14 protein-coding genes are annotated in these 16,640 nt (G+C 72.5%); 7 read left to right on the top strand and 7 right to left on the bottom strand.

Translation table 11 applies throughout. The features are described from left to right. Positions 1–29 precede the first annotated feature (29 nt). Positions 30–425 carry a VOC family protein gene (locus AC0682_RS11270; protein ID WP_478532368.1) on the bottom strand — a complete coding sequence of 132 codons (396 nt, stop codon included), beginning with the start codon at positions 423–425 and terminating at the stop codon, positions 30–32. Between the two features lie 129 nt (positions 426–554). On the opposite strand from AC0682_RS11270, the gene AC0682_RS11265 reads away from it, so the two are divergent. Both AC0682_RS11265 and AC0682_RS11260 read left to right on the top strand, forming a co-directional pair. After that, entirely contained in the window at positions 555–2,054 is a 1,500-nt protein-coding gene (locus AC0682_RS11265; protein ID WP_478532366.1) for an MFS transporter, read from the top strand. Then, on the top strand, positions 2,051–3,124 hold the full coding sequence (locus AC0682_RS11260; protein WP_478532364.1) for a glutathione S-transferase family protein: 1,074 nt from the start codon (positions 2,051–2,053) through the stop codon (positions 3,122–3,124). The genes AC0682_RS11265 and AC0682_RS11260 overlap by 4 nt, the downstream gene beginning before the upstream one ends. 45 nt (positions 3,125–3,169) lie before the next feature. Here AC0682_RS11260 and AC0682_RS11255 read toward each other — a convergent pair whose 3' ends face one another. Both AC0682_RS11255 and AC0682_RS11250 read right to left on the bottom strand, forming a co-directional pair. Beyond that, entirely contained in the window at positions 3,170–4,054 is an 885-nt protein-coding gene (locus AC0682_RS11255) for a DMT family transporter (protein ID WP_478532362.1), read from the bottom strand. Positions 4,055–4,154: 100 nt separating this feature from the next. Continuing rightward, the gene (locus AC0682_RS11250; protein ID WP_478532360.1) at positions 4,155–5,006 is read right to left on the bottom strand and encodes a helix-turn-helix transcriptional regulator; all 852 of its coding nucleotides are present in this window, start codon (positions 5,004–5,006) and stop codon (positions 4,155–4,157) included. Positions 5,007–5,138: 132 nt separating this feature from the next. On the opposite strand from AC0682_RS11250, the gene AC0682_RS11245 reads away from it, so the two are divergent. Together AC0682_RS11245 and AC0682_RS11240 are read left to right on the top strand one after the other, a co-directional pair. Beyond that, entirely contained in the window at positions 5,139–6,821 is a 1,683-nt protein-coding gene (locus tag AC0682_RS11245) for an AMP-binding protein (protein ID WP_478532358.1), read from the top strand. After that, complete coding sequence (locus tag AC0682_RS11240) at positions 6,818–8,443, top strand: AMP-binding protein (protein ID WP_478532357.1); 1,626 nt, start codon at positions 6,818–6,820, stop codon at positions 8,441–8,443. Before AC0682_RS11245 ends, AC0682_RS11240 begins: the two co-directional genes overlap by 4 nt. Before the next feature lie 104 nt (positions 8,444–8,547). Here AC0682_RS11240 and AC0682_RS11235 read toward each other — a convergent pair whose 3' ends face one another. From AC0682_RS11235 to AC0682_RS11225, 3 genes are all read right to left on the bottom strand, one after another. Continuing rightward, positions 8,548–8,745: a hypothetical protein gene (locus AC0682_RS11235; protein ID WP_478532356.1), complete on the bottom strand. Its 198-nt coding sequence runs from the start codon at positions 8,743–8,745 to the stop codon at positions 8,548–8,550. Between the two features lie 9 nt (positions 8,746–8,754). Further along, on the bottom strand, positions 8,755–9,393 hold the full coding sequence (locus AC0682_RS11230) for a GNAT family N-acetyltransferase (protein WP_478532355.1): 639 nt from the start codon (positions 9,391–9,393) through the stop codon (positions 8,755–8,757). A gap of 76 nt (positions 9,394–9,469) precedes the next feature. After that, complete coding sequence (locus AC0682_RS11225; protein WP_478532354.1) at positions 9,470–10,180, bottom strand: hypothetical protein; 711 nt, start codon at positions 10,178–10,180, stop codon at positions 9,470–9,472. Between the two features lie 292 nt (positions 10,181–10,472). Between AC0682_RS11225 and gcl the strand changes: the two genes are divergently transcribed. Continuing rightward, positions 10,473–12,257 carry a glyoxylate carboligase gene (gcl, locus tag AC0682_RS11220; RefSeq protein WP_478532353.1) on the top strand — a complete coding sequence of 595 codons (1,785 nt, stop codon included), beginning with the start codon at positions 10,473–10,475 and terminating at the stop codon, positions 12,255–12,257. Positions 12,258–12,386: 129 nt separating this feature from the next. Beyond that, on the top strand, positions 12,387–13,304 hold the full coding sequence (locus AC0682_RS11215) for a pyridoxamine 5'-phosphate oxidase family protein (RefSeq protein WP_478532352.1): 918 nt from the start codon (positions 12,387–12,389) through the stop codon (positions 13,302–13,304). Positions 13,305–13,337: 33 nt separating this feature from the next. Here AC0682_RS11215 and AC0682_RS11210 read toward each other — a convergent pair whose 3' ends face one another. Next, positions 13,338–14,078: a TetR/AcrR family transcriptional regulator gene (locus tag AC0682_RS11210; protein WP_478532351.1), complete on the bottom strand. Its 741-nt coding sequence runs from the start codon at positions 14,076–14,078 to the stop codon at positions 13,338–13,340. Between the two features lie 821 nt (positions 14,079–14,899). Between AC0682_RS11210 and AC0682_RS11205 the strand changes: the two genes are divergently transcribed. Continuing rightward, positions 14,900–16,519 carry an AfsR/SARP family transcriptional regulator gene (locus AC0682_RS11205; protein WP_478532349.1) on the top strand — a complete coding sequence of 540 codons (1,620 nt, stop codon included), beginning with the start codon at positions 14,900–14,902 and terminating at the stop codon, positions 16,517–16,519. The last annotated feature ends 121 nt before the right edge of the window (positions 16,520–16,640 follow it).

Genomic DNA, 16,640 nt, shown 5'->3' with positions numbered 1-16,640 from the left:
CCTGACTCCCCGCCTGCTGCCTCAGCCGTTCACTCCGTCGGCAGCGGATACACCGCCAGCGAGAACGAGTGGCCCGCCGGGTCCCCGTACACCCGGACATCGCGCGGACCGTTGTTGCTGTCACCCGTGTCGACGGGCGTGGCCCCGAGCGATATCGCCTCGCGCTCGGCCTCGTCGATGTCCTCACGGCGCACCAGGATGCGCAGATGGGCCTGTTGGGAGTCCTCCGGGCGGGGCCAGCTCGGCGGCGCGTAGCCGTGGTCCCGGCGGATCGCCAGCCTGATGCCGTCGTTGCCGACGACCTCCACGAAGTCGGGGTCGGAGCCGATCCGGGTCTCCGCGTCGAGCAGATCGGCGTAGAACTCGGCCAGCTCGACGTGTTCGGCACAGTCCAGGACGAGAACGCTCGTTTTCTCCACAGTCATGCGGGAACTGGTACCCCCGGCCGCCCCGGACACGCCGAGCCGGGCCCAGCCACACCGCCCACGTGCCGGACGAGCCCGCCCCGGACGTCCAGGATGAGGAACCCCCCGGCCCGACCTAAGGTGCGAACCATGGCACAGAGCGCGGCGCGACCCGGCCCGGCCGGACGCGACGCCCCCACCGACGGCCCCGACCCCCGGCGCTGGAAGGCGCTGGCGGTCTGCCTGGTGGCGGGCTTCATGACCCTGCTCGACGTCTCCATCGTCAATGTGGCCCTCCCCTCCATCCGCGAGGGCCTGAACACCCCCGAGTCCGACCTCCAATGGGTGGTCTCCGGCTACGCCCTCGCCTTCGGCCTCTTCCTGATCCCCGCGGGCCGCCTCGGCGACGCGCGCGGACGCCGGGCCGTCTTCATGGCCGGGCTCGCCCTCTTCACCCTGGCCTCCGCCGCCTGCGGAGCCGCCCAGTCCAGCACGTGGCTGGTGATCGCCCGACTGGTCCAGGGCATCGCGGGCGGACTGATCTCCCCGCAGATCTCCGCCCTCATCCAGCAGCTGTTCTCCGGACGCGAGCGCGGCCGGGCCTTCGGGATGTTCGGCACGGTCGTGGGCATCTCCACCGCCGTCGGCCCGCTGCTGGGCGGGCTGCTCATCCAGGCGGCGGGCCCCGACCACGGCTGGCGCTGGGTCTTCTACGTCAACCTCCCCCTCGGTGCCCTCTGCCTCCTGCTCGCCCACCGCCTCCTCCCCGACACCCCCTCCGCCGGCCGGGTCCGGCCGCGTGACCTTGACCCGTTCGGCGTGCTGCTCCTGGGCGCCGGGGTACTGGCCCTGCTGCTCCCCTTCGTCCAGGCCCAGCAGTGGCCCGGCAACGGCAAGTGGCTCCTGGTCCTGCTCGCCGCCGCCCTGCTCACCGCCTTCGTCGCCTGGGAGGCCCGCTGCGCGGGCGGCCGAACACAGCCGGTCCTGGACCTCTCCCTCTTCCGGCTGCGCTCCTACTGGCTGGGGTGCCTGCTGATCCTGCTCTACTTCGCCGGATTCACCTCGATCTTCTTCGTCACCACCCTCTACCTCCAGTCCGGCCTGGACTACTCCGCCCTCCAGGCCGGACTGGCCATCACCCCCTTCGCCCTGGGCTCCGGGGCCGCCGCGTCCGTCGGCGGCCGACTCGTCGGACGGTTCGGCCGCCCCCTGGTGGTGGCCGGACTCCTGATGGTCGCCCTCGGCCTCGCGGGCACCGCCCTCGCCGTCCACTGGGTGCCGGGCCGCGGCGTGGGCTGGGCGATGGCCGCTCCCCTGCTCCTCGCCGGGCTCGGCAGCGGTCTGGTGATCGCCCCGAACCAGACGCTGACCCTCGCCGAGGTCCCCGTACACCGGGCCGGGAGTGCAGGCGGCACCCTCCAGACCGGCCAGCGGGTCGGCTCGGCGGTCGGGATCGCGGCCGTGGGAGCGGTGTTCTTCTCCCAGGTAGGCCCGGAGGGCTGGGCGGACGCGTACGACCACGGGCTGATGGTCTCCGTGGCCTTCGTGCTGGCCGCACTGATCGTGGCGCTGGCCGATGTCGGAGCAGACCGACGGGGCAGACGACGTGAACGCAGGGAATCCACCGACCCATCGAGGAGCACGGCATGAGCGACACCGGCACCGACAGCGAAACCGGCACCGGCACGGGGACCACGGCGGAGAGCGCCGGGAGCGACGGCAACACCTCCTACGGCCACAAGCCCTTCAAGAGGTCCCGCAGCCACTTCGCCGACCGCATCACCGCCGACGGCCGCGACGGCTGGCCGGTCGAGGCGGGCCGCTACCGGCTCGTCGTCAGCCGCGCCTGCCCCTGGGCCGGCCGCGCCCTGGTCTCCCGCCGCCTCCTCGGCCTGGAGGGCGCGCTCTCCCTCGCCGTGACCGACCCCGTCCAGGACGACCGGAGCTGGCGCTTCACCCTGGACCCGGACGGCAGGGACCCGGTGCTCGGCATCCGCCACCTCAGCGAGGCGTACGACGCCCGGGAGCGCGACTACCCCGGCGGGGTCAGCGTGCCGGCGATCGTCGACGTACCGAGCGGGAAACTCGTCACCAACGACTACCAGCAGATCACCCTCGACCTCGCCACCGAGTGGACCGCCCTGCACCGCCCCGGCGCCCCCGACCTCTACCCCGAGCCGCTGCGCGCGGAGATCGACGCGGTCATGGAAGGCATCTACCGGGACATCAACAACGGTGTCTACCAAGCCGGTTTCGCCAGCACCCAGCAGGACTACGCGGACGCCTACGCGGCACTCTTCGCCCGTCTGGACCGGGTCTCCGCCCGCCTCGCGGACCGCCGCTACCTGGTCGGGGACACCATCACCGAGGCCGACATCCGCCTCTTCACCACCCTGGTCCGCTTCGACGCGGTCTACCACGGCCACTTCAAGTGCAACCGTACGAAGCTGGCCGAGGACCCCGTCCTGTGGGCGTACATCCGCGACCTCTACCAGACCCCCGGGTTCGGGGACACGGTCGACTTCGACCACATCAAGCGCCACTACTACCAGGTGCATACGGGCATCAACCCGACCGGCATCGTCCCCCTCGGCCCCGACCTCTCCGGCTGGACCACCCCGCACCACCGCGAACAGCTGGGCGGCCGCCCCTTCGGCGACGGCACCCCGCCGGGGCCCGTACGGGAGGACGAGCGGGTCACCCCGGTCGACCGGGTCTGAACCCCGGTCGAGCGGACCCGATCCGCGCTCGGCCGGTCCGGGGGTTCAGCTCGCCCGGGACGGAGGCGGCGGCTGCGGCCCGAGCGTGTCGGTGGCGAGCGAGGAGCGGGCCAGCACCACGCACCCCACCGCGACCAGCCCCACCCCGGCCAGCTCGGGCAGCAGCCACCAGCCGGTGCGCAGCTCCTCCGCGAAGAGCGTCACCCCGTACAGGATGCTGATCAGCGCGTCCCCGAGCGTCAGCACCGGCTGCACCGCCACCAGCCTCCCCGCGTGCAGGGCGTTCTGGAGCAGATACAGCGCGCCCACCCCGGCCACCGCCGAGGCGTACAGCTGCCAGGAGGACAGCAGCGCGAGCGCCCCGCCGTCCGGGCCGAGGCGCGCCATCGCGTCCTTCATCAGCGCGGCCGTCAGCGAGTAACCGCAGGCGGAGGCGAGCCCCAGCAGGGCCGCCCGGGTGTCGCCGCGAGCCCGCAGCGCGGCGACGACCACCGCCGCCTCGAACGCGCCGGTCAGCAGCAGCGTCCCGATCCAGTCCGCGCCCCGCACGGAGTCGGTGCCGTCGACCGGCGCGGCCGCCGCGAGTCCGATCGCCAGCCCGCCGGTCACCGCGGCGACGCCGTACCAGACCGTCCGCGGAGCCCGGGCCCCCATCGCCCAGCCGGCCACCAGCAGGGTCGCCGGCAGCTCGATGACGAAGATCGGCTGCACCACCGAGATGGGCCCGGTCGCCAGCGCCACCGCCTGGCAGACGGCCGCCACGATCACCAGCCCGATCCCGGCCAGCCACACCCGCTGGCGCAGCAGACGGCCGATGAGGGAGATGCGCATCGCCTCGCTCTGCGGCACCTTCATCGCCGCCCGGCGCTGGAGCACCGTGCCGGATCCGTTGCACAGGGCGGTCAGGACGGCGAAGAGGACACTGATCACCGGTTCATCATGGAGCGGGCGGGGGAGGGGGCGCGCGGGGCGTGGGCCGGAGGGCGTAACCCCCGCATGAACCGGCCGCCCCGAGAGGGTGCGGCGCTGGTCAGGGCAGCAGTCCCGTCCGTCGCGCCGCCACCACCGCCTCCAGCCGGGTATGCGCCCCCAGCTTGCGCATCGCCGAGCGCAGGTAGCCCTTCACCGTTTCGGGGCGCAGCCCCAGTTGGCGGGCGGCCGCCGCGTTCGTCGAGCCCGCCGCCACACACGCCACCACGTCCACCTCGCGCGGGGCGAGCCGCACCTGGGGGGCCGCTGCCGGGGCCCTCGCCCCGGCGGCCGAGGCGAGGCGCCCGCAGACGGCCAGCAGTTCGTCGCGGAGCGCCGGGTCGGCCACGCGCGGGGCCAGCGCGCGCAGTTCCCGATGGGCCTCGCGTACGTCCTCCCAGGCGCCCGGAGCCCCGCCGGGACCGGGCGCCGCCACCTGGTCCCGGGCCATGGCCAGCAGCTCCCGCACCTCGTCGTGGACCGCGAGCGCCTGCTCCACGTCACGGGCCGCCGCCACCGCCGCGTCGAAGGTCCGGTCCCCGAGGGTCACCGGCGTACGCAGCGCCCCGTACAGCACGCCCCGCACCGACCGGCGTACGACGACGGGCACCGCGACCACCGAGCGCAGCCCCTCCGCCGCGACCGCGGTGTCGTACTCGTGGCTGATGTGGCGCGAGAGGGGGTAGTCCGTCACCGCGCAGGGCCGGGCGAGGGCGATGGCCTTGCCGCCCAGGCCGCTCCCGGCCGAGACGACCAGCCCCCGCAACGCGCTGGTCTGCGCCCCGTTCAGCTCCCCGATCCGCGCGTGACGGGCGTCCGCGAGCAGCCCGCCGAAGACCACCGGCAGCCCGCTGGTGCGGCGCAGCCCCGCCAGCGCCGTACGCATCTCGAGCGCATCGACCGGTTCCGGCACTCCGACGCCTCCCACCTGTGCCAACCGACCCCCTGGCGGAGGGCGGCACCACCCCCGTCCGGGGGTGGTGAGACCTGGGTCACTGTTTGCATGATGTCAGGCGACCGGTCCGGTCCGTAACAAGGAGTGCACATGCCGGCAACGAGCGCGACGGAGACGTTCCGGGCCGCCCGGGACTTCCTGCTGGACCACCGCGAGGATTACGAACGGGCCTACGCGGGCTTTCGCTGGCCCCGGCCCGCCCACTTCAACTGGGCGCTGGACTGGTTCGACGTCATCGCCGAAGGCAACGACCGCACCGCCCTGCACATCGTGGAGGAGGACGGCCGACGCACCGAGGTCTCCTTCGCCGCCATGTCCGAACGCTCCAGCCGGGCCGCCAACTGGCTGCGGAAACAGGGCGTACGGGAGGGCGACCGCATCCTCGTGATGCTCGGCAACCAGGTCGAGCTGTGGGAGACCGCCCTCGCCGCGATGAAGCTGCGCGCCGTCGTCATCCCCGCCACCCCGCTGCTCGGCCCCGCCGATCTGCGCGACCGGGTGGAGCGGGGGCGGGTGAGCCATGTGCTGGTCCGGGACGCCGACACCGGGAAGTTCGACGACGTGCCGGGGGCGTACACCCGGATCGCGGTGGGCGAGGAGGTGGCGGGGTGGCGGCCGTACGCCGAAGCGGCCGACGCGCCGGCCGACTTCACGCCGGACCGGCAGACGGAGGCCGACGAGCCGCTGATGCTCTACTTCACCTCCGGTACCACGGCCCGCCCCAAACTGGTCGAGCACACCCATGTCTCCTACCCCGTCGGCCACTTGGCGACGATGTACTGGATCGGGCTCCGCCCCGGCGACGTCCACCTCAACATCTCCTCGCCCGGCTGGGCCAAGCACGCCTGGTCCAACCTCTTCGCCCCGTGGACCGCCGAGGCCACCGTCTTCATCGTCAACTACACCCGCTTCGACGCCTCCCGGCTGATGGCCGAGATGGACCGCTCGGGCGTCACCAGCTTCTGCGCCCCGCCCACCGTCTGGCGGATGCTCATCCAGGCCGACCTGTCGCGGCTGACGGTCCCGCCGCGCGAGGTCGTGGCGGCGGGGGAGCCGCTGAACCCGGAGGTCATCGAGACGGTCCGGCGGGAGTGGGGCGTCACCATCCGGGACGGCTTCGGCCAGACGGAGACGGCCGTCCAGGTCGCCAACAGCCCCGGTCAGCCGCTGAAGACCGGCTCGATGGGCCGCCCGAGCCCGGGATTCACCGTGGAGCTGCTCGACCCGGTCACCGGTCGGCCGGGCGTGGCCGAGGGCGAGATCGCACTCGACCTCTCCGACCGCCCGGTGGGCCTGATGGCCGGCTACCACGGCGCCCCGGAGCGTACGGCCGAGGCGATGGCGGGCGGCTACTACCGTACGGGCGACATCGGGGCGCGCGACGAGGACGGCTACATCACCTACGTGGGCCGCAGCGACGACGTCTTCAAGTCCTCGGACTACAAGATCTCGCCCTTCGAGCTGGAGAGCGCCCTCCTGGAGCACGAGGCGGTGGCCGAGGCCGCCGTCGTGCCCGCCCCCGACCCGCTGCGGCTCTCCGTCCCGAAGGCGTACGTCGTGCTGGCGGCGGGGTGGGAGCCGGGGCCGGAGACCGCCAGGGTCCTCTTCGCCCACTCCCGGGCGGTCCTCGCGCCGTACAAACGCCTCCGCAAGCTGGAGTTCGCGGAGCTGCCCAAGACCGTCTCCGGCAAGATCCGGCGCATCGAGTTGCGCGAACGCACCGCCCGAGGCGCGGGATCGGGAAGCGAGTTCGACGAGGGGGACCTGAAGTGAGCGAGTCGGCCCACGAGAGCAGCCTGTCGTACGCGCACGGCACCGGCACCACCGCCCTGCTCGGTGACACCATCGGCCGCAACCTGGACCGGACGATCGCCGCCCACGGCGAGCGCGATGCCCTGGTCGACGTGGTCTCCGGGCGCCGCTGGACGTACACGGAGTTCGGCGCCGACGTCGACGAGCTGGCCCGCGCGCTGATGGCATCGGGGGTGGCGAAGGGCGACCGGGTCGGCATCTGGGCCGTCAACTGTCCCGAGTGGGTGTTCCTCCAGTACGCCACCGCCCGCATCGGTGCCGTCATGGTGACCATCAACCCGGCCTACCGGGCACACGAGTTGGAGTTCGTCCTCAAGCAGGCCGGCATCTCCCTACTGGTCGCCTCCCTCGCCCACCGCACCAGCGACTACCGGGCCCTCGTCGGGGAGGTGCGCGCCAACTGTCCCGCCCTGCGGGCCGTGCACTACATCGGTGACCCGTCCTGGTCCGAGCTGACGGCCGCCGCATCGGCCGTGACCCCGTCCGAACTGGCGGCGCGCGAGGCCACGTTGTCCTGTGACGACCCCATCAACATCCAGTACACCTCGGGCACCACCGGCTTCCCCAAGGGGGCCACCCTCTCCCACCACAACATCCTCAACAACGGCTATTACGTCGGGGAGACGATCGCCTACACGGAGGCGGACCGGATCTGTCTGCCGGTCCCCTTCTACCACTGCTTCGGCATGGTGATGGGCAATCTCGCCGCCACCTCGCACGGCGCCTGCATGGTGATCCCGGGCCCCTCCTTCGAGCCCGCCGCCGTGCTCGCCGCCGTCCAGGAGGAGCGGTGCACCTCGCTCTACGGCGTTCCCACGATGTTCATCGCGGAGCTGGACCTGCCCGACTTCGCGCGTTACGACCTCTCCTCGCTCCGGACCGGGATCATGGCCGGATCCCCCTGTCCGGTCGAGGTGATGAAGCGGGTGGTCGCAGAGATGCACATGGAGGAGGTGTCCATCTGCTACGGCATGACGGAGACCTCGCCCGTCTCCACCCAGACCCGTCGAGACGACGACCTGGAGCGCCGCACCGGCACGGTGGGCCGGGTGCTGCCGCACATCGAGGTCAAGATCGTCGACCCGGCGACCGGCACCACCGTGGAGCGCGGCACACCGGGCGAACTCTGCACCCGGGGCTACAGCGTGATGCTCGGTTACTGGGACCAGCCCGACCGCACCGCCGAGGTGATCGACGCGGGTCGCTGGATGCACACCGGGGACCTCGCGGTGATGCGCGAGGACGGCTGTGTCCAGGTCGTGGGCCGGATCAAGGACATGATCATCCGGGGCGGCGAGAACGTGTACCCGAGGGAGATCGAGGAGTTCCTGCATGGTCACCCGAAGATCGCGGACGTCCAGGTGGTCGGGGTGCCGGACGAGCGGTACGGGGAGGAGATCCTGGCCTGCGTCATCCCCCGGGACCCGGCCGACCCGCCGGTGCTGGAGGAGATCACCGCGTACTGCCGGGAGCGGCTGGCCCACTACAAGATCCCGCGCAGGCTGCGGGTGCTGGACTCCTTCCCGATGACGGTCAGCGGGAAGGTCCGGAAGGTCGAGCTGCGGGAGGCGTACGCCGACTGAGGGCCGCCGCCCGTCCTTTGCCGGGGGCGGTGCCGTGCGCGGGTCGCCGGGACCCGGGCCGCTGTATACCGGCTGCCGGGACCGAGCACGGTCCCGGCAGCCGGTCAGGCGGCTTCGATGATGTCGGCCCCGGCCGGCCGGGTCGCCGCGGCCCACTCGACGAGCAGCACCTCGTACGTCGCGGACTCCACGGCGGACCAGTCCTGGCCCGCACGCGAGTCGACGAGCGCACGGATGGCCTCGTTCGCCCGGGCGGCGGAGACGACGGCGGGCTCCAGGGCATGACGGGGAGTTAAGTCCATGCCCTGAGTTTACGGGGCGCCACTGACAGCGACCGTCGCTGCTTCCGTCGAGGCGGACGGACGCGTCGACGGAGAGGGGGACGAGGAGGCCGCGGACGGCACCGAAGGCGACACCGGCGGGCCGGTGGGCAGCAGGTCGCGCCGCATGCAGACCCGTGGCCAGCGGTCCAGACCGTGCTGGGCCTCCTCGCCCCGGATCGCGCGCAGTCCGTCCGTGAGTTCGGCCTCGGCCAGCACACGGAATCCGATGCGCGCGTAGTACGGGGCGTTCCACGGGACGTCGCTGAAGGTGGTCAGGGTCAGGGCGGTGAGGCCCTGCCCGGGGGCGAGCCCGGCGAGGTGGTCGATGAGCGCGCGGCCGATGCCCCGGCGGGCGGCGGCCGGGTCCACCGAGATCTGCTCGATGTGCAGGGCCCCGTCGACGGGGTCGGCGATCACATAGGCGAGCGGCCGGTCGCCGGTGGTGGAGAGGGGATCGGTGGCCACCCAGCACCGCCCGGCCCGCCGGTAGTTCTCCAGCAGGTCGAGCGGGGGCGGATCGTCGTCGGCCACGGAGGTCATGCCGAGGGTGCGGAAGGGTTCCCCTGCGGCGCGCTCGATGTCCTGGAGCAGGCGGAGATCGGAGCGTCTGGCGGAGCGGATACGCATGTACTCAGTGTGCCGCGCCGGGCGGGGCGCCGGTACGGGGTGGCCCGAAAACGTCCCCCGGGAGGTGGCCCGGCCCTCACGCCCCCGTGCTGACCAGCTCGTCCGCCGGGCTGTTCACCGGCCGGGGAGCCCCGTCGAGGTCCATGACGAAGAGCGGGAGGCCGACACCGTCCGCCCGGGCCCGCGCCTGGGCCACGTACCCCGCGAGGGAGAAGAACACCCCGGTCGCCGACGCGCCCAGGGCGTTCAGCCAGAGGCACTCCACCGCGCGCAGCTCCACCGGCCGGGTCGTCGCGTCGACCTGGGCGACGAGCCCGGTGGCCCGCAGGTCGATCCCGCCCGCGGGCCGCGTGCGGGGCCGGGCCACCTCCCGGTAGCCGAGCCAGGTCAGATAGAGGGCGGCCGCGCTCACCGCGTCATGGCCGGTACGGATCGTCCGCGGCCGGAACGAGGGGCGCGGGCGGGCGGCGGTGCGCGGCAGCGGGATGTGCTCCGGGGCGACGGGACCCGGCGGGGGAGCGGGCTCGTCCGCCGGGCGCACCGGTATCCGCAGCAGGGCCCCGCACGGGCAGCACAGCTCCGGCTGCGGCCACTGGTCGCGCCGGTCGCAGGCGGCGCAGCGGACGGTGACCCAGTCCTCGTCCCAGGTGCGCCGGACGACCTGGACCGCCGGAGCGCCGGGCAGCAGCGGCGGGGCTGTGGGCGCTCCGCACGGGCACGGGTAGGCCGGTGCGGCATAGGAGTGGTCCCGGCTGCACACCGGACACCGGACCGGCACGGACGTCACGGTTCTCTCCCTCCGGCACGGCTCCGCGCAGGCGTGTCCTCGTCCGGCGCGGGGTGCACAACGGCGTCCTCCACCGGCATGCCCCGCGCGACGGCTGCGCTCCGTACCTCCCTCGTGACCCCATCGTCCACCAGGAGCGAGGTTCCGGGGAGGGAATCGGCGTACTTGACGGCGATCGCCCCGCGTTTTAGATTGCTTCCGTATAGCAGAACTGAAGTTCCATAATGCGGAATTGGTGCTCTCAGGTGGCGCGACAGAGCCCGACTCCACCGATCCCGAGCAGGAGCACTCAATGCCTCGTATGACCGCTGCCCGTGCGGCAGTTGAGATCCTCAAGCGCGAGGGCGTCAGCAACGCCTTCGGCGTGCCGGGAGCGGCGATCAACCCCTTCTACGCGGCTCTCAAGGCGGCCGGCGGGGTCCACCACACCCTGGCCCGCCATGTCGAGGGCGCCTCCCACATGGCGGAGGGCTACACCCGGGCCGAGGCGGGCAACATCGGCGTCTGCATCGGCACGTCGGGACCGGCGGGCACCGACATGATCACCGGTCTCTACTCCGCCATCGCCGACTCCATCCCGATCCTCTGCATCACCGGCCAGGCCCCCACGGCCGTCCTGCACAAGGAGGACTTCCAGGCCGTCGACATCGCCTCTATCGCAGGGCCGGTCACCAAGGCGGCGACCACCGTCCTGGAGGCGGCCCAGGTCCCCGGCGTCTTCCAGCAGGCCTTCCATCTGATGCGCACCGGCCGCCCCGGCCCGGTCCTCATCGACCTGCCGATCGACGTCCAGCTCACCGAGATCGAGTTCGACCCCGAGCTGTACGAGCCCTTGCCCGTGCAGAAGCCCGCCGCCTCCCGCAAGCAGATCGAGCGGGCCGTGGAACTGCTGAACGCCTCCGAGCGCCCCCTGCTCGTCGCGGGCGGCGGCATCATCAACGCCGACGCCTCCGACCTGCTGGTGGAGTTCGCCGAGCTGACCGGCGTCCCCGTCGTCCCCACCCTGATGGGCTGGGGCATCCTCCCCGACGACCACGAGCTGAACGCCGGCATGGTCGGTCTCCAGACCTCCCACCGCTACGGCAACGCCACCTTCCTGGAGTCCGACTTCGTCCTCGGCATCGGCAACCGCTGGGCCAACCGCCACACGGGCAAGCTGGACGTCTACACCCGGGGCCGCACCTTCGTCCACGTCGACATCGAGCCCACCCAGCTCGGCAGGATCTTCGCACCCGACCTCGGCATCGCCTCCGACGCCAAGGCCGCGCTGGAGCTCTTCGTCGAGGTGGCGCGCGAGCTGAAGGCGGCGGGCAGGCTCAAGGACCGCTCGGCCTGGGCCGCCTCCACCCAGGAGCGCAAGGCGACCCTCCAGCGCCGCACCCACTTCGACAACGTGCCGCTCAAGCCGCAGCGCGTCTACGAGGAGATGAACCGGGCGTTCGGCCCCGAGACCCGTTACGTCACCACCATCGGGCTCTCCCAGATCGCCGGCGCCCAGATGCTGCATGTCTACAAGCCGCGCCACTGGATCAACTGCGGCCAGGCGGGCCCCCTCGGCTGGACCATCCCGGCCGCGCTCGGCGTCGCCACCGCCGACCCGGAGGGCACGGTCGTGGCCCTCTCCGGCGACTACGACTTCCAGTTCATGCTGGAGGAACTGGCCGTCGGCGCCCAGCACCGCATCCCCTACGTCCACGTCCTGGTGAACAACTCCTACCTGGGCCTCATCCGCCAGGCGCAGCGCAACTTCGACATCGACTTCCAGGTCAACCTGGAGTTCGAGAACCTCAACTCCCCCGAGCTGGGCGCCTACGGCGTCGACCACGTCAAGGTCGTCGAGGGCCTGGGCTGCAAGGCCATCCGGGTCACCGAGCCGGACCAGCTGCTGCCCGCCTTCGAGGAGGCCAAGAAGCTGGCCGCCGAGTTCCGGGTCCCGGTCGTCGTCGAGGCGATCCTGGAGCGGGTCACCAACATCGCGATGAGCGGCACCGACATCGCCTCGGTCAACGAGTTCGAGGACATCGCCACCGACCCGTCCCACGCCCCCACCGCGATCCGCCCGCTGACGGTCTCCTGACGGACTGTCACCCTGGCGCAGGCCCTCGCACCGGATTCCTCTCCGGGGCGGGGGCCTTCCCCCTGCCGTAGCGGAGTCGCGGGAGTACAGTCGTCCCACCGGGCCGCAGGGCGAAGGGCGGGAGCGACCATGGCCGACTACCACCGCGGTGAACTCGCCGTGCAGCACCGGGCCGGACTGCGCGACCCGGCGGCCGGTTCGCTCCGGGCCATCCGGGACGCGGTGCCCGACGCCGCCGCGCTCTTCCTCGCCCGCCAGCCGATGATCGTCGTCGGCGCCACCGACGCCTCCGGGCGGCTCTGGTGCACTCTGCTCACCGGCGCACCCGGATTCCTCGCAGTTCCGGACCCCCGCACCCTGACCGTCGCCGCCCTCCCCGCCACGGACGACCCGCTCGGCGCGGCGCTCCGGGAAGGCGGTACCCGGGTCGGCATGATCGCCGTCGAACCGGCGACCCGCCGCCGTATCCGCCTCAACGGGGTCGCGCGCCCCGAGGGTGACGGCGTACGGGTCGCGCTGGACCAGGTGATCGGCAACTGCCCCAAGTACCTCCAGAAGCGGGAGTGCGCCCTGCTCCCGAGGGGCCGGGGCGGGCGCCGCACGGCGGTCCGCAGGGGTGAGGCGCTCACCACCGTCCAGCAGCTCACCCTCACCACCGCCGACAGCTTCTTCATCGCCACCGCCGCCCCGGAGGGTGACGCGGACGCCTCGCACCGGGGCGGCAACCCCGGTTTCCTCCAGGTGCTCTCGCCCACCCTGCTGCGCTGGCCCGACTACGCGGGCAACGCCATGTTCCTCACTCTGGGCAACCTCGAACTACATTCGGGGGCCGGGCTGTTGGTACCGGACTGGGAGACCGGCGACCTCCTCCAGCTCTCCGGCACCGCCCACACCCTCTGGGACGGCGCCGAGGCGGCCGCCGTACCGGGGGCGCAGCGCCTGGTGGAGTTCCGTGTCGAGGCCGTCCAGGAGACGCGGGACGCGGTACGGCTCCGATGGAGCGATCCGGACTTCTCCCGCTTCAACCCACCGGTGAATCAGGGGTAGTCGGGCAGCCGCCCATCGGCCCGCAAGCGTAGTTCAGCAGCACGGGCAGCCTTGTGCGGCCTTTGTCCCGGCCCCCGCCACCGCTGCCCTCTCCCCGGCCCCGCTCCCCGCCTTCTGCTCCAGCAGCCCGGCCACCACCGCCTCCAGGCCCTTGCGGTGGTCGTCCCGGGCGGTGAGCCCGGCCCACCGTCTGCCGACCGCGTTCAGTCGGGGGAAGTCCACCGAGTCCAGGAATTCCAGGGCGTGTTCACGGTGCTCCGGGTGCTCCGACCGTGCCTGGACGCGCTCCCGGCCGACCCGGACGGCGAGGACACCGGCGGTGTAGTGCCAGATCACGCGGTACGCGTACACGGCGTCCTCCAGGGTCATCCCGCACTCGACCGCCGCATCCACGATGTTCTCCACGATCCACAGCGCGGACTCGCTGACGAAGTCGTCGAAGGAGAGCACCTCCGCGATCCACGGGCAGTCCGCGAGCAGATCGTGCAGCACCTGGGCGGAGGCGAGGAGCCGGGTGCGCGGGTCGTTCGGCAGCGCGGGGCGCGGGTAGCGCCGGGCGTGCGCGTCGAGCAGCAGCAGAAGAAGCTCGTCCTTGTCCTGCACATGGTGGTAGAGGGCCATGGCCGTACTGGACATCTCCCGAGCCAGCCGACGCATGGAGAGCCGCTCCGGGCCCTCCGTGTCCAGAATGCGCTGTGCGGCGACGAGGATCGCCTCCTGGGAGAGGCGGGGTGGGCGGCCGATCCGGCCGGAGCGTTGTCCACGGGGCTCCATACATCCATCTTTCTTCGCGAGGCAACCTGCGAACCGGCCGGATCGGGCCGAATGTTCCGGCCATGGAAGCGAATCCGTGTCCCGGGCAGGGAAGGCGGGGGCATATGCCGTTCGGGCGAATAGCTGGAAGGGAAATCCTGGCAGAAGCGTGCTGCACATAAACTGGACGACCGGCGAATACGCGGCCACCGCCGATGAAGTGCGCGAACGCGTCGGGATCACCTCGCGAACCGCCACAGAGCCGCCCCTCGGGGCGAGTTGACCCCCTATGGCGGCGCCGAAAAGGCGTCAGTGACAACCCACTGCCGCCCCGCTACTGTTATCTTACGCGTACGTCTCAGGGATACAGGAATGGCCGGAAGAGAGGCGCCTGAAGTGGTCATCGGCGGCGAGGCCGTGTTGATCTTCAAGGCGGGTGCGGATCGGAATAGGAAGGGCGCCGCCCGAAATCCTGTCGGGTGTCTGCATTCCCTCCGATGCCATTCGACCCGTCGGGGGGCCGCCGGGGAGGTGCCCATGCGGACCGTGATCTCGCGGACGCGTCCGGCCCGCCGGCCCTGAGTCGTGCGGGCCCGGATGCCGGGGGGCGACCACCCGGATCCGCCCCATGGGTCCGGGGCTCCGTCGCGGCGCCTCCCGAGGCGCCCCACCGGGACCTGGCGCGAGCCGCACCCCGGGCACCGACTGCCGGCCACCGTACCGAGGCGGTGCCGTGCGCACGCAACACGATCACAGGAGGCGACCGGGTGTTGGCCACGTCGGGGGAACCGCTGCGCATACAGCTCTTGGGGCCGGTACGTGTCTGGCGGGACGGCCAGGAGGTGCCTCTGGGCCCTCCCAAACAGCGCGCGGTGCTCGCCCTGCTCGCCAGCCGGGTGGGCGAGGTGGTCGGTGTGGACAACATCATCGACGCGCTCTGGGACGGTGACATCCCCCAGACCGCGACGAACGGCGTCCACACCTATGTGGCCGGGCTGCGGCGCGCCCTGGAACCGGGGCGCGGGAGACGGGCCGCCGGGTCGATCCTCACCTCGGTGTCCGGCGGCTACTGCCTGCGGATGGACCCCGAGCAGGTCGACGCCGCGCTCTTCGCCCGCCGCCACGCGCGGGCCCGCAGGGCCCGGGCCGGGGGAAGCCCGGACGAGGCCGTGCGGCGGTACGAGGAGGCCCTCGCGCTCTGGCACGGCGAGGCGTACTCGGGGGTGCCGGGCCCGTTCGCCGCCGTGGAGCGCACCCGGCTGCGCGACCTGCGGCTGACCGCCGTCGAGGAGTGGGCCGCCGACATGCTGGAGGCCGGGCGCCACGCGGAGGCGGTCACCGAACTCTCCGCCGCCGTGGAGGAGGAGCCGCTGCGCGAGAAGCTGCGCTGGCTGCTGATGCTCACCCTCTATCGCAGCGGCCGCCAGGCACACGCACTGACCGTCTACACCGAGACGCGGCGGCTGCTCAACCGGGAGCTGGGCATCGAGCCCGGCGCCGAACTGCGCAGCCTCCACCAGCAGATCCTGGCCGGTCACCCGAGGCTCGGCAGAGGCGGCGGACCGGCCGTGCCGACCCGCCCCGCACGTCCCGAGAGCGCCGCCCCCGACCTCTCCCGACCCGTTCAACTACCCCCGCTGGCAAGGGGTTTCGTCGGGCGGACGAAGGAACTCGCCCAGCTGGCAGAGTTGTTGGACGACGAGCGCGGCGGATACGGCGCCAGCACCCCCATCGCCGTCGTCGACGGACCGCCGGGCGTGGGCAAGACGGCGTTCGTCCTGGAGCTGGCCCACCGGCTGCTGGACCGCTTCCCGGACGGTCAGCTCTATGTGGACCTGTGCGGCACGGGCCGCCAGGGGAGGCCGCTCACCGCGTCCGACGCCCTGGAGCAGCTCCTGGCCAGCCTCGGCGTCGAGCGCTCCCGGATACCCGCCGACGTGGCCGGGCGCACCACGCTCTACCGCAGCCTGCTGCACGGCCGCCGCATGCTCGTGGTGCTCGACGAGGCGCTCGGCGCCGACCAGTTGAGGCCGCTCATACCGCGCGGCTCGTCCTGTGTCCTGGCCACCAGCAGACAGCGGTTCAGCGGACTTGCCGCCCGCGACGGCGCGCATGTCCTCACGATGGGCCCGCTCGCCGACCATGACGCGGCGACCCTGCTCACCAGCCTCTGCGGTGGCAGGCTCCAAGGGCAGGAGACGGCCGCGATCCGGCTGGTGCGGCTCTGCGGCGGACTGCCGCTGGCGCTGCGGATCGCGGCCGAGGAGCTGGCGGCCCACCCCGCCGTCCCGGTCGCCGCCCTCGTCGAGGGGTTCGCCGCCGCCTGCGCGGAGCGCGAGTCGCCCAGACGCCGCGAGGCGGCCCTGATCCGGCTGGTCGAGTGGGAGGCCGGAACCGGGCGGGAGGCCCCGGCGCCGCCGGTTCGGGGGCAGAAGGGTCTGCGTACGGCGGTTCTGAGGTAGCCGAGGACCGGTGGGGGGGGGGGGGGGGGGAGGGGGGGCACAACCAGCCAACGAGACACCAGCAGGGGGGGGAACGCCGGGGCCCCCGTCTCGTCTTTCTCTACTTTCTACCTCCCGAGAA

Source organism: Streptomyces sp. NPDC043746, assembly GCF_056436485.1.
Note: the sequence above shows the minus strand (reverse complement) of the source record. Positions and strands in the feature narration are given on the sequence as shown.

What these genes read in the sequence shown, in the direction of transcription:
- AC0682_RS11230 (WP_478532355.1), bottom strand. Translation starts at nt 9,393, where the DNA reads ATGCGTATCCGCTCCGCCAGACGCTCCGATCTCCGCCTGCTCCAGGAC.
- AC0682_RS11235 (WP_478532356.1), bottom strand. Translation starts at nt 8,745, where the DNA reads ATGGACTTAACTCCCCGTCATGCCCTGGAGCCCGCCGTCGTCTCCGCC.
- AC0682_RS11260 (WP_478532364.1), top strand. Translation starts at nt 2,051, where the DNA reads ATGAGCGACACCGGCACCGACAGCGAAACCGGCACCGGCACGGGGACC.
- AC0682_RS11270 (WP_478532368.1), bottom strand. Translation starts at nt 425, where the DNA reads ATGACTGTGGAGAAAACGAGCGTTCTCGTCCTGGACTGTGCCGAACAC.
- gcl (WP_478532353.1), top strand. Translation starts at nt 10,473, where the DNA reads ATGCCTCGTATGACCGCTGCCCGTGCGGCAGTTGAGATCCTCAAGCGC.
- AC0682_RS11215 (WP_478532352.1), top strand. Translation starts at nt 12,387, where the DNA reads ATGGCCGACTACCACCGCGGTGAACTCGCCGTGCAGCACCGGGCCGGA.
- AC0682_RS11265 (WP_478532366.1), top strand. Translation starts at nt 555, where the DNA reads ATGGCACAGAGCGCGGCGCGACCCGGCCCGGCCGGACGCGACGCCCCC.
- AC0682_RS11210 (WP_478532351.1), bottom strand. Translation starts at nt 14,078, where the DNA reads ATGGAGCCCCGTGGACAACGCTCCGGCCGGATCGGCCGCCCACCCCGC.
- AC0682_RS11245 (WP_478532358.1), top strand. Translation starts at nt 5,139, where the DNA reads ATGCCGGCAACGAGCGCGACGGAGACGTTCCGGGCCGCCCGGGACTTC.